The 14,360-nt window shown below is 39.3% G+C and carries 16 protein-coding genes and 3 pseudogenes; 14 read left to right on the top strand and 5 right to left on the bottom strand.

Annotated features, from left to right (window positions below; genetic code table 11):
- Window positions 1–179: 179 nt before the first annotated feature.
- Window positions 180–590 carry a P-loop NTPase family protein gene (locus HDEF_RS05270; protein ID WP_015873609.1) on the top strand — a complete coding sequence of 137 codons (411 nt, stop codon included), beginning with the start codon at window positions 180–182 and terminating at the stop codon, window positions 588–590.
- Window positions 591–1,111: 521 nt separating this feature from the next.
- Here HDEF_RS05270 and HDEF_RS05260 read toward each other — a convergent pair.
- The gene (locus tag HDEF_RS05260) at window positions 1,112–2,425 is read right to left on the bottom strand and encodes an anthrax toxin-like adenylyl cyclase domain-containing protein (RefSeq protein ID WP_015873608.1); all 1,314 of its coding nucleotides are present in this window, start codon (window positions 2,423–2,425) and stop codon (window positions 1,112–1,114) included.
- Between the two features lie 880 nt (window positions 2,426–3,305).
- Here HDEF_RS05260 and HDEF_RS05255 point away from each other — a divergent pair.
- The 3 genes and pseudogenes from HDEF_RS05255 to trfA all read left to right on the top strand — a co-directional run.
- Window positions 3,306–3,692, top strand: a pseudogene (locus HDEF_RS05255) (recombinase family protein); the annotation flags it as partial.
- A 156-nt stretch (window positions 3,693–3,848) separates the two neighbouring features.
- Window positions 3,849–4,990, top strand: a pseudogene (locus tag HDEF_RS10950) (Tn3 family transposase); the annotation flags it as partial.
- A gap of 180 nt (window positions 4,991–5,170) precedes the next feature.
- Window positions 5,171–5,983: a replication initiator protein A gene (gene trfA / locus HDEF_RS05245; RefSeq protein ID WP_015873603.1), complete on the top strand. Its 813-nt coding sequence runs from the start codon at window positions 5,171–5,173 to the stop codon at window positions 5,981–5,983.
- Here the strand turns inward: trfA and HDEF_RS05240 are convergent.
- The gene (locus HDEF_RS05240; RefSeq protein ID WP_015873602.1) at window positions 5,922–6,296 is read right to left on the bottom strand and encodes a cupin domain-containing protein; all 375 of its coding nucleotides are present in this window, start codon (window positions 6,294–6,296) and stop codon (window positions 5,922–5,924) included. The two genes, trfA and HDEF_RS05240, sit on opposite strands and share 62 nt — an antisense overlap.
- Window positions 6,297–6,556: 260 nt before the next feature.
- Here HDEF_RS05240 and HDEF_RS13635 point away from each other — a divergent pair.
- From HDEF_RS13635 to HDEF_RS05205, 10 genes and pseudogenes are all read left to right on the top strand, one after another.
- Window positions 6,557–6,747 (top strand): annotated as a pseudogene (locus tag HDEF_RS13635) (recombinase family protein); the annotation flags it as partial.
- Window positions 6,748–6,787: 40 nt separating this feature from the next.
- The gene (locus HDEF_RS11490; RefSeq protein WP_425475037.1) at window positions 6,788–6,973 is read left to right on the top strand and encodes an MbeD/MobD family mobilization/exclusion family protein; all 186 of its coding nucleotides are present in this window, start codon (window positions 6,788–6,790) and stop codon (window positions 6,971–6,973) included.
- Window positions 6,974–7,120: 147 nt separating this feature from the next.
- Window positions 7,121–7,453 (top strand): type II toxin-antitoxin system RelE/ParE family toxin, encoded by a 333-nt coding sequence (locus HDEF_RS05230; protein WP_015873600.1) that lies wholly within the window; start codon window positions 7,121–7,123, stop codon window positions 7,451–7,453.
- A 1-nt stretch (window position 7,454) separates the two neighbouring features.
- Window positions 7,455–7,739, top strand: coding sequence for a NadS family protein (nadS, locus tag HDEF_RS05225; RefSeq protein WP_015873599.1), 285 nt, complete (start codon window positions 7,455–7,457; stop codon window positions 7,737–7,739).
- A gap of 106 nt (window positions 7,740–7,845) precedes the next feature.
- Window positions 7,846–8,220, top strand: a complete 375-nt coding sequence (locus HDEF_RS05220; protein WP_015873598.1) for an RpnC/YadD family protein — start codon at window positions 7,846–7,848, stop codon at window positions 8,218–8,220.
- 2 nt (window positions 8,221–8,222) lie between these two features.
- A complete protein-coding gene (locus tag HDEF_RS11485) occupies window positions 8,223–8,369 on the top strand; it encodes a DNA-3-methyladenine glycosylase (RefSeq protein ID WP_086935040.1) in 147 nt (48 codons plus the stop codon).
- 333 nt (window positions 8,370–8,702) lie between these two features.
- On the top strand, window positions 8,703–8,867 hold the full coding sequence (locus HDEF_RS12495; RefSeq protein WP_157791411.1) for a hypothetical protein: 165 nt from the start codon (window positions 8,703–8,705) through the stop codon (window positions 8,865–8,867).
- Window positions 8,864–9,127 (top strand): hypothetical protein, encoded by a 264-nt coding sequence (locus HDEF_RS05215; protein WP_234809336.1) that lies wholly within the window; start codon window positions 8,864–8,866, stop codon window positions 9,125–9,127. Before HDEF_RS12495 ends, HDEF_RS05215 begins: the two co-directional genes overlap by 4 nt.
- On the top strand, window positions 9,124–9,321 hold the full coding sequence (locus HDEF_RS05210; protein ID WP_015873597.1) for a helix-turn-helix transcriptional regulator: 198 nt from the start codon (window positions 9,124–9,126) through the stop codon (window positions 9,319–9,321). Before HDEF_RS05215 ends, HDEF_RS05210 begins: the two co-directional genes overlap by 4 nt.
- A 244-nt stretch (window positions 9,322–9,565) precedes the next feature.
- A complete protein-coding gene (locus HDEF_RS05205; RefSeq protein ID WP_015873596.1) occupies window positions 9,566–10,243 on the top strand; it encodes a helix-turn-helix transcriptional regulator in 678 nt (225 codons plus the stop codon).
- Here HDEF_RS05205 and HDEF_RS13540 read toward each other — a convergent pair.
- From HDEF_RS13540 to HDEF_RS05195, 3 genes are all read right to left on the bottom strand, one after another.
- The gene (locus tag HDEF_RS13540) at window positions 10,228–10,605 is read right to left on the bottom strand and encodes a JmjC domain-containing protein (protein ID WP_158533947.1); all 378 of its coding nucleotides are present in this window, start codon (window positions 10,603–10,605) and stop codon (window positions 10,228–10,230) included. The genes HDEF_RS05205 and HDEF_RS13540 overlap by 16 nt on opposite strands.
- Window positions 10,606–10,613: 8 nt before the next feature.
- Complete coding sequence (locus HDEF_RS13535) at window positions 10,614–10,823, bottom strand: cupin domain-containing protein (RefSeq protein WP_254591571.1); 210 nt, start codon at window positions 10,821–10,823, stop codon at window positions 10,614–10,616.
- A gap of 1,107 nt (window positions 10,824–11,930) precedes the next feature.
- Window positions 11,931–13,892, bottom strand: coding sequence for a hypothetical protein (locus tag HDEF_RS05195; protein WP_015873593.1), 1,962 nt, complete (start codon window positions 13,890–13,892; stop codon window positions 11,931–11,933).
- Window positions 13,893–14,360: the final 468 nt, after the last annotated feature.

Below are 14,360 nucleotides of genomic sequence, written 5' to 3'. Positions count from 1 at the left end.
TTTTCACTCTAAAATTGTATTAGTTCATACTTATTATTTCATACTTAATACTTAATTAATAAGTATTAAGTATAAGGATTTAGATTGATAACTATTTTAGGTTGTAATAAAGGTAGCGCCGCTAAAAAAACAACTGCAATAAATATCGCCGTTGGATTAGCATTGCGTGGAGAAGAGATTTGCATGTCATCGTCGATGTTGCTGGAGGAAGAAATAGTCGAGAGCTTATCACGGGGAGTACAGTGGCTCATCAAATCATTGCGCCTCATCAATGTTCCCAACTTGATTTAGATACATTAATAGAATTACAGCAACAATTGCAAAGTATTCGTGATTTAAACCCAGAAATTAAAGCCTATTGTTATCAAAGCATGGCGACCAATAATCCTGTTTTACGTGAAAAAGAACGGGCTGAATTTCTTGATTTTGTAAAAAAATTCAAAGAGCTTGTTCCTCTAAATTCTGTGGCACATTATCGTAAAGTTTATAGGGATGTAATGAAAGAAGGAAAATCTGTATTAGAGTCTTCTAACGAGAATGCCAAATATGAAGTATTGAGTTTGCTTGAGGAGGTTTTTAAATCATGCTGAAAAAACCTAAACAACGTAATGAAGTCACCTGAGAAGAGGCGGATTTATTAGCTAATAGGCTTGCAGATAGACCTTATGGAGAAGAAAAAAAAGGACAGGGATCTGAAAATGAGATGGCGAGAACTACCATATCACTTCCTCAGAGTCTATTGCGAGAAATTGAAGATAAAGCCTTATTTAACAAACGTTTAGGAATTGAACCAAAGAATGTCAGCGCCATCATTACAGAGGCGCTGAATAAATGTTTTTATTAAATTAATCAGATTTTTGACTGAAGGATTTCGCTTTTTTAGATCCTGTTTTTTTCAGATGATCTGAAAATATTAACTGGGAGTCATTGAGAAGAGATGAATCTTTTTTCGTTATGTGATGAATAGACGCCCGTCAGTTTTTTGGCCCTGCGTTCCTGTTTGGATGTGAGATTGGTTCTAACATTCAAGTAACGAGACAAACCCGGCGTAAAAAAAGTGTTCAGGTTGACAGAGTGGCCGTATTTAACTGATGAAAAATGCTTAAAGTAGTCAATCTGCTTTCAACCCTAATTTGGGTTTAATTATCTTCGCGCAATGACCTATTAAGACCTTTTTTGCAGCTTTAAAAGATGAAGAACGGATGCTTGTAATATCTTTTTCCCAAAGTGGGTTTGACGGCACATAATATCCTGCATCTTTTGCGTGCTGTACGAGATTTTTTAATTCATCAACGTCTTTTATTACGCAGATTTTATCAAACTTTCCTAGAGTCTCAGGCAGAACAAAAGCAGCAGGGAAGTTTGCTTTCATATCAGTCGCAGGGCTACCTGTGTCGCTGTTATGGTGAACAACCTTTTCACCGTTACCAACCAGGTGCTGATTAATATCACTGATCATGTCACGGATACGTAAGGAGGCATTACCAATCTCTTCGTCTTCGGGTGCATAAAATGTATCAGGATCTGAATACAGCTCTTTAAGAGGCTCTGAAAGGTCTTTGATGTATTGCTTGACTCTTTTTCTAAAAATACTATGTGAGACGTCTTTAACCGGTAAAATATCCTGAAAACCAAAATCCGTTACTGAAGGAGCAATCATAAAAAGATCATAATCAGCTGTCAGTGGTTTTTTATTGTCTCCTATTGGAGCGAGTACTTCAATCGGTTTGCCTTTATACTTGACCTCATATACTCCGGGCTCTTTATCAGAAGGATCCAGAACAAATTTATGCACCTTATTATTCGAAGTTTTGGCCTTTAATTTAACTAAGCCATTAGATTCATATTTTATATCGAAGACAATATTTTTTTGTTTAAGCAACTCAAGCCGATTTTTTGTTATCTTTAACTGTACTTTCTGGGCATATCCTCCAGACAGACAATTTTGTACCTCCTTATTAAATTTACTCACTTTCTCTGGCTGATCTGCCAGCTTACTTAATTCTTGATTGACACAGATAAAAGCTGTTTGGGGGCCCCAATTCGCACTTTTGCCTTTGATCTTAAATCCCTTAGTCGGATAACCATCTCTTATCAGATCTGTTGCCATCAGATCAACAGGGCGAATGCCAATAATACAATTTTTCTGTTGAGCTAAAGTTTGCAATTTAATGAGATGCTCTGGTAAAACGCCTACGCCTTTTTTCTCACAGAGCTTTTTAAGCTTTTTAAAATACAAATTGTTATCAGCACCTATACTTTTTTCATTTTTTGATAACGAATTAGTATTGATATTTATCGCACGTCTCAAATTTTGAATATTACTTTGCTTATGACATTTTTTGATTGTTTGAAAAAACTTCAAATTTGAAGTTGAGTTTTTTTTTATATATGTAGAAGGATTTAGAAAATTTTTAATTCCCATTTAATTTCCCTTTATTTAATATAATATAATATAATATATTCAAAATTTCTTGTGATTCTGTTAAAATAGACGGCACTATTTGATTGATAAAAATTTAATTTTTTATTAATTTTAAATTCTATTTAAATCGATTTTTGATTAATTTAAATTTTATTTTTACTAAATACTACTTTTTGTATATTTAAATTCAATTCAATGTATTACATGTTTGGTTTTGAAAAAGAGATTTGTTTTGATTGTTATTTTAATAAAAGATCTTTATTAGTAACCTTTTGTTCTATAAATTTTTTAAAAAATTTACTTATATTCTTTGCTATTTGTAAGTGAAGAAGCGATTTTTCACGTCCAATCATTAGTCTTTGTATTAATTTTTTATTTATGTATAAAGTTATTTAATTTAAAAAATTTAATAATTGATAGTTTATTTTAAATAAAAATTTTTTTGTTATAGCTAACAGGCCTTAGTGAAATAGCCCAGATTTTTAAATTTAATTTGTGTCTATTAAATTTAATTTAAAATAATTTATTTTATTTTATTGAATTTATTTTTAAATTTTAAGATTTTTTAATTCAAAATATTTTACAAATTCCAATTCAAATAAACGTAAAATAAAGTTTATAAATATAATTTTTTATGTAAATTTATAATAAATATATTCCTCCCTCTCTCCAAAATGCTTTTTAGTGACATAGTAAAAATGTCACATCCCGTAAGGTAGTATGGTGTGCTTTTGAAGAGTTCAGGTTTGAGTTTGTACCATTCCTGCATAGACTGGAATGGCGTCTTGCTACCCAATTCCGTGGGTTTTGGCCATTTATTGAGTCCATAAATTTTGGATTTTAACTTAATATGGGTCTTTTTCGTACAGAAGATTTCATTATGTCACGAGTTTTTGCCTACTGCCGGGTCTCCACTCTGGAACAAACCACCGAAAATCAGCGCCGGGAAATCGAAGTCGCTGGTTTTAACGTCAGACCTCAGAGACTGATAAAAGAACATATCAGCGGCTCAGTTACTGCCAGTGAACGACCCGGTTTCACCCGGTTGCTTGATCGCATGGAAAATGGCGATGTACTGATTGTCACAAAACTGGATCGTCTTGGACGTAACGCGATGGATATCAGGAAAACGGTGGAGCAACTAGCCGCATCAGACATTCGGGTACATTGCCTGGCGTTGGGAGGCGTTGATTTAACGAGCCTCGCTGGAAAAATGACGATGCAGGTGATTTCAGCGGTTGCTGAATTTGAGCGCGATCTACTTCTTGGGGTCTGAGGCTCAGTGGAACGAAAACTCACGTTAAGCAATTTTTTCTTCCTCTGACGTTGCTTTTAATGGCCTCAGATGCCCTCTGATCACCCGTTCTGCCAGCGTGAAGGAATAATGGCCGAGCATATTGATATGTCCGTGGCAAAGCGGTGAGAGGCGTGCAATATCGGCCTGGAACCCCTAATAAGGTCAAATGTTCCAGCTCTGACCGGACACAGGCTGAACTGGATAAAAGCAAACTACCTGCGGGCTGAAACTATCACCAGTGCGAATGCCAGACTGGTTGATTTTCAGGCAACACTGCCACTGGCCCGGGTCTGTGGTGGCGGTGAAGTGGCGTCTGCAGACGGAATGCGCTTTGTTACGCCGGTCAGAACAATCAATGCCGGACCCCAACCGTAAATACTTTAGCCATAACAGAGGGATCACCTGGTACAAATTTATGTCCGATCAGTATTCCGGTTTTCATGGCATCGTTATACCAGGGACAATGAGGGACTCTATCTTTGTGCTGGAAGGCCTTCTGGAACAGGAGACAGGGCTGAATCCCAGCGAAATTATGACCGATACCCCGCGCTGGGGCCAGCGATCTTGTCTTTGGCCTTTTCTGGCTGCTCCGATACCCGTTTTCCCCGTGTCTGGCTGATGCCGGTGCTTCGGTTTTCTGGCGCCTGGACAATGACGCCGATTATGCTGTGCTGAATGATATTGCCAGAGGGCAATCAGATCCCCGAAAAATAGTCCTTCAGTGGGACGAAATGATGCGGGCTGCAGGCTCCCTGAAGCTGGGCAAATTACAGGCTTCCGTGCTGGTCCGTTCATTACTGAAAAGTGAACGCCCCTCCGGACTGACTCAGGCAATCATTGAAGTGGGACGCATTAACAAAACGTTGTATCTGCTTAATTATATTGATGATGAAGATTACCGCAGGCGCATTCTGACCCAACTTAACCGGGGAGAAAGCCGCCATGCCGTTGCCAGAGCTATCTGCCACGGACAGAAAGGTGAGATAAGAAAGCGATATACCGACGGTCAGGAAGATCAACTGGGAGCACTGGGGCTTGTTACTAACGCCGTCGTATTATGGAACACTATTTATATTCAGGCTGCACTGGATCATCTCAGGGCACACGGTGAAACCCTGAATGATGAAGATATCGCACTCCTCTCACCGCGCTTTGCCACGGACATATCAAATATGCGCGGCCATTATTCCTTCACGCTGGCAGAACGGGTGACCAGAGGGCATCTGAGGCCATTAAAAGCAACGTCAGAGGAAGAAAAAATTGCTTAACGTGAGTTTTCGTTCCACTGAGCCTCAGACCTCGTATATGAAATATAATAATTTTTACGAAATGTTGGTTTTTAAATCACAGTATTTAGGTTTTTAAATCACAGAAACGAGCCAATCAAGTGCTGCTAACACCTGACCAGCTCTGACCAACAACCCTAGACACTAGATAGGATTGAGGCTATGGCAGATCATACAATTAATCAGAGAGTAAGCAAATTGAGAACGTTACGTCCCCGTAAACATGAGTTAGAATTTTTTATTGCTGATGAGGTCGAGCTTTCGAGTTTCAGGGATGAGATGGCAAGCATGGAACCCCCTTTTTTTGCCTTGAAAGGCGGAGATACCAAGGTTAGAAAATACAAAAATGGGAATGTAACCGTTATTGTTAAGGCTACGGCTGATGGATTAGCCACTGTTTTTGATAAAGATGTCTGGATTTATAGTATATCAAAACTACAGGAAGCGATTAATAATCATCAAGAAATAAGTAGAACAATTTGTTTTACGCCTTATGATTTTTTTGTAACCACGAATAGAACAATTAGTGGTAGAACTTATCAAGAATTAGAAAGGGCTTTAGATAGGTTAAAGGGAACAACAATTAAGACCAATGTTTTTTATTCAGAAGAAAAGCAGGAAAGTATTGGCTTTGGTCTTATTGATAGTTGGCGAATTCTTGATGAAAAGAAAGGTAATCTTGATATTGGTATGATTGAGATAACGTTACCTGATTCGCTTTATCAGGCATTGCATAAAAAGAAAATGCTGAAAATCAGTCCCGACTATTTCCGTATCAGAAAAGCAATAGACAGGCGACTTTATGAAATAGCGCGTAAGCATTGTGGTCATCAGGGAGAGTTTACGATAGCCCTTGAAAAACTGCATTTAAAAACGGGCAGCACCGCCTTGTATCACCAACACGTCAGACGGTTTAGTCTTGAGGGGAAATCCCACCACCGGGGACTGAAAAAAACACTGTCAGCGCTTCTTTGACCCAATCGGGGAAAACACGAAAAAGAGACAGGAATTCTTCAGCGGCTCTGTGCCAATGATGAATCGCTTCCACCCGTAGTGACCAGTTTCGTTGACCTAATGAGGCATACCCATTAAAAGATTGATGCACTAATTGACATTTTCCGTGACGCCTTTGAATGAGTTGGCTCTCGAGGGCTTTTTCTATGACCAGTTTTTCCAGCTCTTCAGGCGAAACCGGATTGATAAAATCAGATATCGCTTTTTTTAAAAAGACAGGCTGTTTCTGCCAGTGGTGTTGTAAAAACTCTTCCCAGTTGATGATGAGATACATTTACTACATTCTCCCTGTTGATGATCAAAATGAATAAAATACCTTCCGGCTTTATTGAAGGAAGAGTATATCATTAAAAATGATGATATTAGAGAAGAAAATGATTGACTTTTCTTATTGTTAGCGTGCCAGAAAAACAGGAATGGCGTGATTAAGCAAAACCAGACATTTCAGAAGATCAAAAATCAGTCAATTTTAAAGTAGGGTTGACAACATCAGAGAAGTTGTCGAAGAGGTTTCCTAAGATGATGCAGATTGTTGGCTCCTTTGCTGAATTTGAACGCACCATGCTTCGTGAACGGACACGGAACGGACTTGCAGCGGCACGCCAGGACGGTCGTGTTGGTGGACGACGCCCCAAATTAACGCCCCCGCAGCAAAAAAAATTGTCTCTCTCGTCACATCGAGGCAGAAAAAAGGCGCTGATACAGACCGCCTGTTCCGTGTTTAACCTTCGACCGTGGTACGGCTTCTCGCCAGACACCGGGTGATTGAGATCAGAAAGACATAAATCTATGCGGGGGACTTACAGCAGTTTGCAACGCATGCTCGAGACTACCTCACAGGCGCTGGAACACAACGACAGGGTCTGTCAGAACTTGAGCAATCAGGTGAACGGATTATACGAGCAGGTAGAACGCTTGAGCAGCGATCTGAGCCGGTTAATGCGCTCGTGAAACAGCATGAGCAGCAGTTACGGCAGGAAAAGCAGTAGGCGCGCTACTATGGTCCTTCGATGTAAGGTTTGAACAAACGTATTTCTGAGGTTTCAGTATGCTGATTATTGGTGTACTATGTACATCAATAATTAACAGGAGACAGCCGTGAGTCATGCGATTGAGTTTATCGAGACAACGATGTTCACCCGTCAGATAAAACAGATCGCCACGGATGATGAACTCAAAGAGCTTCAGAAAGAGCTTATCGAATCACCGGATAAAGGGGATCTCATCCAGAAAACGGGCGGCCTACGAAAAATCAGGATGGCGACGGGAAATCAGGGAAAAAGCGGCAGTGTGCGGGTGATTTACTTCCTTGCCACATCCGAGGTAATTTATCTGGTGATGGCCTACCCGAAAAGCACCAAAGACAGCCTCACTGATGCAGAAAAAGCGGAACTGAGGAAACTGACCCAGCGACTGAAAGACGAGGTGTAAAATGAGTTTTTTTGACGAGCTGAAAGCCTCTCTGGAAGAGGCCATTGAAATCAAAAACGAAACCAAAGAGCCTGCCCGTGTTACCTGCTACGCACTGGCTGATGTGAAGGCTATCAGGGAAAATCTGAATGTTACCCAAAGCGAAATGGCGAAAGTACTGGGAACCAGTCTGGCCACCATCAAGAGCTGGGAAACAGGACGCCGTAACCCGACCGGACTGGCGGCAAAAGTGCTGGCCACCATTCAGGCTAACCCGAAATTCTTTGATGAACTGGCGGCGCATTAAGCTGATGTGACAGAAGAAATTCGACAGGCGAGGCCGTTCGCGTGTAACTTTAACGGCAACAGAAAAAAGAAGCCCCGGAAATCAAAAGCACATTCGTCGACGGGATATGAGCGAGTTACTCAATGAAATTGGGGCCATTTTATCGTATAATGAGTATACGGAAAAACAAGTCATCACCATGATGAATTATCTGATTCAAGAGGGGAACGCGACAAACCCGATGGAGTTTATCACTGAGATAGCGAAGAAATCAGAAAAATATGAGGGGACACTGATGACAATGGCTCAAGCCTTAAGACAAGAAGGCAGACAAGAAGGTATTCAAGAAGGCATTCAAAAAGGTAAGGCAGAATCTGCCAGAACTATAGCTCGTCAGCTTCTGGCTAACGGGGTTGATCGAGCGATTGTCAAAATGTCGACGGGTCTGTCTGATGCTGAGATGAATGCGCTGATGGGCCGGGTAAACTCTGCAAAAAATTAAATATCACAAAAAATAATAACCAGATTGATTTAACACAGTCTCATGATTTTTGTGTTTACAACTTCACTATTCAACCTGAATACATTGTAACGCCAAGAATGGGAATAAAAGTGGGCACTGATAAATTGTGGCGTTTAAAGACAATATAAATTGTGAGCAAAATCCTCAAAGTACACCCACCTCCATTAATATTTCCTTGCTGCTTTTCCGACCAGTCGCTATAATTAAGGCGTTAACCCTCAATGGTTAATCGGGCGTCAGAACCCGTGTGTCTTACTGGCGACACCAGACGCGCCATGCGTCTTTTTTTATGTGTTGCAAAACGCCTAGGTATACCTGAAATAATGGTGACTCAGGCGGGGCATCCTTCGGGATGGCCGGTGTTCAGTAAGGCCGGTTTCTGACCCCCGTCTGGGCTAACACCCTATGAGTGTCAGAACTCCAGTGGTAGCGAAAACCAACTACTTACTGAGGTTGCTATTATGGCTACTACCCTACTTAACACTTATCCTAAAAGTCTGCATCCCATTTTTTGTCAGCGTATCTGTAACGCTCGACCCGCCATCCTGGCTAAATTTGCCCGCATTTCTAAAAACTTAACGCCTCGCCAACGTGCATCCCTTCTGAAAATAGGGGGTGTCGCATGAATAGTTCCATCAAGCAATTTTGCCAAAGTTTCACGATCCCCTGTGGCTTTACTGATGAGGAATCTCAGGTTTATACCAATGCCGCGATGACGGATATTCTGGAGATGACGGCGGAGTCTTCTCAAGTTCTGGATGTTTTTCATGCGCACGAAGAGGTTATGCGCGATAAGAAATTGCCGTTATCGCTGTTGAGTACGTTACCCGGTGGTGACAAAGAACCTCGGGCCGGCCGTCAGCCTATGAGGGAGGGGGTCTTATGAGAACTTTTGACTTCACGAGTGTTTCTGATTTACATGACGTGTTTCCTGCACTGACCTCTGCCCAATTTGAAACCGCCCTGTTGTTTTCTTTAGGTCTCACAAAAAAAGAAATTGCTTCTACACGCGGCGTTTCCTATCCGGTGGTCAGAGATACCTTCAAGAGATTAAAAAGAAGCTTCAAATGTTCTCCTTAAGCCATCTGATTTCTCTGTTCCATATACGGTTAGTCTTGTTTGCCTTACATCAAACTGTTTTAACCTATACAAGACAAACCCGAAACAATTAGACTGGTTGTACCCTACTTCATATTCAGTATATTCATACCCTAAATCACCACACTAAAAATATAGAACCCGGCTGAACTTTATTATTGACAGCTCACACCAGGGATTTTTCACTTAATTAAGGCTCTTTTCAAAAAAAGGGGGGAAGAGTGGGATGCATTCCAATCCAAAAAAAATTTGTCCGCAGATAATTTATTACCTGAACCCTCATCCTCATCCCCAGCACATCCGCGATAAAGCCTCTCGTTATCTTTATATGAATCACGCGATGGCTGAACTATTGAATGTCCCCACAGGGGTTCCTGTTGAAGGGCAAGGGTTATCTGAAATCAAACCGGACATATCGGAATTGTTTGAAGGTATCAAGAAACAGGAGGAGAGGGTCATACAAAAAGAAACTGCTGTCTCTTTACTGATAACAGGTCATTTTGGAAAAAAAACCGTCTTCAACCCTACATTGTTGATATTCATCCTTTCTGTAATCAAGAAGGTGAACTTATCGGGAGCCCAAGCCAGACAATGTCAATTCTTTTCAGCTTTAGACTATATCCAGGGTAAATCACCCAAAACATTAACCCCTTCACTCTCCAATACAATATTGACTCAACGCGAACTTCAGATAAGTTTTTATTATTATCAGGGTGTAAGTCAAAAAGAAGTGGCAAAATGTTTACATCTCTCTCATAGAACGATTGACAATAAATTACGGGGGATTGATGAAAAAATAGGGGTTCATCATCAGGATAAATTCAAAAAATATATTGAAGAAATCGGACTGAATCAGTTTATTCCTCATCACCTATTGGCATCAAGTATTCAGCTGATTGATTGACTATAGAATAAGAATTGGCTCATCATGTCTTGGAGGGCAGTGATATCTTGCGGCAGAATTTCAGTGGGGTCTTCACGCAATAGTAAATCGGGCGAAGGGGAATACTCAATGCCTCGATGATGGTCATCTGAAAGGGACTCAGTCCAATTCCTTATCATAAGAAAGCTGTTGTCTGTCCAGAAGTGAAGGCAGTAAGTCATGGCCGCTTCGGACGAAACCGATTCATGGGAAAAGCCCTTGGGGATATACAAAATATCACCAGATGTCAGCTCTTCATCAATTATCTTTTCAGAAAAGTCGTTTTGACCACAATCAACCGGCGATGACCAGCGATTCCCTACACGCCAGCGGCGGCGGCCCATCCCTTGAATCATAAACACGTCAGACGGTTTAGCCCGAGGCCAATCCCACCCCCGGGGAGTGAAAAAGACACCCTCAGCTCTTCTTTGACCCAATCAGGAAAAATTCGAAACAGGGACATCAATTCTTCAACGGGTCTGTGCCAATGGTTCGTCGCTTCCACTTTTAGTGACCAGTTGCTTTGGTCTAAGGACGCATACCGATTAAAGGGTTTATACACGAATTGACATCTCCCGTGACGCCTTTGAATGAGTTGGCTTTCGAGCGTTTTTTCTACAGGAGAATTTAATGTAAGAACGGAGGATTTTAAATGATTAAAAAAATCACAGATAGAGATAAAACTGAACTTTTTAGCATAAAAAAAGTTCCTAAAACTCCTCCAGCAGCATCATATATTGGAAATTTGGGGGCATAATAGGGTTCAAGTTTAGCCTCTCGACCATAATATGATGTGCAAATGACCTCTGCACCATCATTAGCTTCTCTCTGTATGGATAATGGCTTATCTTAGGATAGCCTACCTGTTCGCTTATCATATTTAACAATATCTGGCTCAATTTCTTTGATAAAATCATATTCTTTGATGGGAGAGTGCGCCTGTTTTTTATCTTTTATCACCCTCAAAAAAACAGAGATTATCTTAACATTAACTTTGTTAACAGTGCCATAGCAGTTAAAAAGTGAGATACACGAGTGATTTAAGGGATACTCATCGGGAGATAATAAGTGGTAATTTTAAGTATGGAAATGATGGTAATCGGAGCAAATATGAAAAAAGGGCAGTTGTGAATGCGGGGTTTGCTATCAGTAAAACCGGTACTGGAGAAATTTGCCAAAATGCTGGCCACCTTGGCAAACCGTTTATAGCTTTTTTATAAGAGCAAAAGACAAAGGAATTTGGGAAAAAAGGAAACATGATGTGGTAGAAAAAAGCAGCGTGGCTTCTGGAAAAAAATCTCACCCCTCTTAGAGTCTGATTGATTCACAAAGTGTCAAAAAAACTGATGCAGCAAAAGGCACATAGTTACCGATACTCATGGCAATCTTTTACAAGTAAAAGTGCATCCAGCAAATATACCTGTTCCAAACCTAACTCGATTGACTTGGCTGCATAAGCTTATACAGGTAGTTAAAATTTACCAGGTGCAAACGGAGCAGTTTTTCGGGTAGTTTATTGCCAGTTTTACCAAAATGCCGCCACAGGCGATCCGAACTCGTTCTGATCGTTACGTTACGGGTAGCAGGCCTATGGTAAATCCGAGCGAAAAACCCGACTTTGTGTCTGATGGCAAAAGGTTACAGTCTGTGTTTTCTCATTTTTCAGAATTTATTTTTTTGGATGCATTTTAGACCGAATTTGCTCGCTAATAAGTGGGGTGGCGATATTAGATGATATTATTTTATCTAATTCCTTTTTTTTAATTGACTGCTCTGGATTCAGAGTGGTTTCTGCGGGGCTATACAAAGAAAATATTCTTTTCATTGGTGTTGTTTCAAGAAAAAATTTTCCTTCAAGATATTTTTTTAATTCACCACCACCAAGCTTTTGTATTGATTTCATCAAGTTGTATTTCCATATCTGCGTATCATAGTAAGGTAGAGTTTTTTTTAAGGTCAGGTACTCGCTAAGTGACTGGTCTCCGGTAGCCATTCCTGTGTCAGCTAATAGCATGAAATCATCATAGATATTTTTTGGTAGTTTATTTGTTAAAATAATTTTCACTTCTTTGGTTCCATTACCTTTAAGTTCCTTTCTCGTTTTTACGTCACCACTATCAGAGTCTATAACGATAATTGTGGCTTTTGAAAAGAGAGAGAGATAATCATAATTATTATCAAATTTAAGTATTTTGGTTATTTCGTCAATGAGGCTATCTGATTTATCATCTATATCAGGTCTAAAAGTACGCAGACTCATTATGAAATTTGCACTCCTTTTATCCCTGATTGTTTCGCAGAGCGTGTTAGCAATAAATACCTTTGTAGCAGTGACATAATAGGGTGAACTGATGTATCCTAGATGGTAGCTGCTGTCACGTGAAAGAGACATATTGTAACTGTCAAGCAATTTAATCAACTCACCTTCAAACCGATTTTTTATCTCATTAATAGTTTTTTCATCTGTGGGTATATATCCAATAGCTCCTTCACTAAACCCCAGACGATTTCCGGTAACTTCAGTGAACCCAATGTTTTTTAGCATGGATTGCTGTTTATTTAAACTGTTGTCTTTATCCAACATGTCCATTTCTTCAATAAGGATGGCATCTTTTGGTGTGAATTTAAACTTTTCGCACATGTCTTTTATGTGTGTTTCTAGACATTCTCTTGGGGGCAACCCCACAGGAGCGATAATGAATAGTGGGTTACTAAATTGGGATATATTGTGCGGTTCCTCATTCCGAAAAGAGTAACTTTGATATTTTTGATTGCATTCATTTGTGTTTTTGCGTGAAACATCTAGCGGAGATATGATAACTCTGCACCCTTGATCTAACGCGATGTTAGCTATTTTTTCTCCTAGAGCTTGATCACCACCGCCATCAGTACACGGATTTATTATAATCACATCTCTTTCGCGAATACTTTTCGAAGGTAAATTGCTCAAAAGTACTTTTTCAATAGGCTCTAATGAAGATTCAGTTGTCCTTGTAGCAGGTTGTTGAACTACTGGTTCAGGCTTTTGGGTCAGTACCTCGATTCTTTTACTAGATATTGGATCTGCTTGAGCAGCATGTTCTCCATTAAGAGAATCTTCTGAAGATATGATTGTGGTTTCAGAAGCAACAGTCGTGTTTGAAGAAATTGAATTAGCGGGAAGATTTTCTTTCTGCTGTGTTTCAGATAAAAGTGTACGATTATTAGGTGTTGATGCATCTTCTAAATCCGCAGAACCAAAAGAACATTTAACAGGTTTTTTTGATCCATTAGAAAGGGAAGTAACCTGTTCGTTAAAAACGTATTTTTTTAGATATTTGTTCGCAGAATCTAGGTCTTCTCTGCTCAAACCATTTGATGCCTGTTGTTTGTTTTTAAGCTCAAATTTTATTTTTTTAGGCTCAGAAGAATTAGTTATGTTAATCAATGAAGCGCTAAAAGTTTTTTCCGTAAACCTACCGTTTTCAAATAATCGATATACATGACTCCCATTATCTGTTTTTTCAAGCGCTAAAAATTTATCTGATTCACCATATTTGCCATTAAATTTTCCTCTATAATCAAGTGGTATGATAGTAGTATCTATTGCCGTGAATAAATTTCCTTTAAAAAAATTGTATAAATAAATCAAACTTTTGAAGTTTTTATATTAAGGACTTAAAAACTGAGTATAAAAAAATGCATCATTTTATGTTTAATCTTTTTTTGTTATTATGGCACTGTTAAAAAAGTAATTTAATTTATTGATATTCAATTTTTTAATAGAAAATATCTTCGTTTTATTTGTTTTAGTCATTTAAATAATTTTGTTAACACTGCGATATTCAGTTTTGGGTCAGTCTTAAAAGGAATACAAGCCTTACAAAAATAAAAAAACATCAAAAACCGCTCATTTTGTTATTTGACCAAAATAGAGGTCGTGAAAACATCAGGTAATCAACTGACTTTAGAAAATTGCATAATCTAAAGACAACCGATTTTTATGGGTTTTGTTGCATTAATCGGAAAAGATAAACACGAAAGAAGTGTCGTTTATTTTTTAAGCATACGAAAAATAACATTTTTCTACAGGGAAGAATTTTCCCCTTGTCGATGGCTA

This window comes from Candidatus Hamiltonella defensa 5AT (Acyrthosiphon pisum) (assembly GCF_000021705.1).
GTDB lineage: Bacteria > Pseudomonadota > Gammaproteobacteria > Enterobacterales > Enterobacteriaceae > Hamiltonella > Hamiltonella defendens.
Note: the sequence above shows the minus strand (reverse complement) of the source record. Positions and strands in the feature narration are given on the sequence as shown.

Bases quoted from the DNA above. Each gene is read 5' to 3' on its own strand.
- HDEF_RS05260 (WP_015873608.1), bottom strand. From the start codon at position 2,425: ATGGGAATTAAAAATTTTCTAAATCCTTCTACATATATAAAAAAAAAC.
- trfA (WP_015873603.1), top strand. From the start codon at position 5,171: ATGGCAGATCATACAATTAATCAGAGAGTAAGCAAATTGAGAACGTTA.
- HDEF_RS05240 (WP_015873602.1), bottom strand. From the start codon at position 6,296: ATGTATCTCATCATCAACTGGGAAGAGTTTTTACAACACCACTGGCAG.
- nadS (WP_015873599.1), top strand. From the start codon at position 7,455: ATGAGTTTTTTTGACGAGCTGAAAGCCTCTCTGGAAGAGGCCATTGAA.
- HDEF_RS05220 (WP_015873598.1), top strand. From the start codon at position 7,846: ATGAGCGAGTTACTCAATGAAATTGGGGCCATTTTATCGTATAATGAG.
- HDEF_RS12495 (WP_157791411.1), top strand. From the start codon at position 8,703: ATGGCTACTACCCTACTTAACACTTATCCTAAAAGTCTGCATCCCATT.
- HDEF_RS05215 (WP_234809336.1), top strand. From the start codon at position 8,864: ATGAATAGTTCCATCAAGCAATTTTGCCAAAGTTTCACGATCCCCTGT.
- HDEF_RS05210 (WP_015873597.1), top strand. From the start codon at position 9,124: ATGAGAACTTTTGACTTCACGAGTGTTTCTGATTTACATGACGTGTTT.
- HDEF_RS05205 (WP_015873596.1), top strand. From the start codon at position 9,566: ATGCATTCCAATCCAAAAAAAATTTGTCCGCAGATAATTTATTACCTG.
- HDEF_RS13540 (WP_158533947.1), bottom strand. From the start codon at position 10,605: ATGGGCCGCCGCCGCTGGCGTGTAGGGAATCGCTGGTCATCGCCGGTT.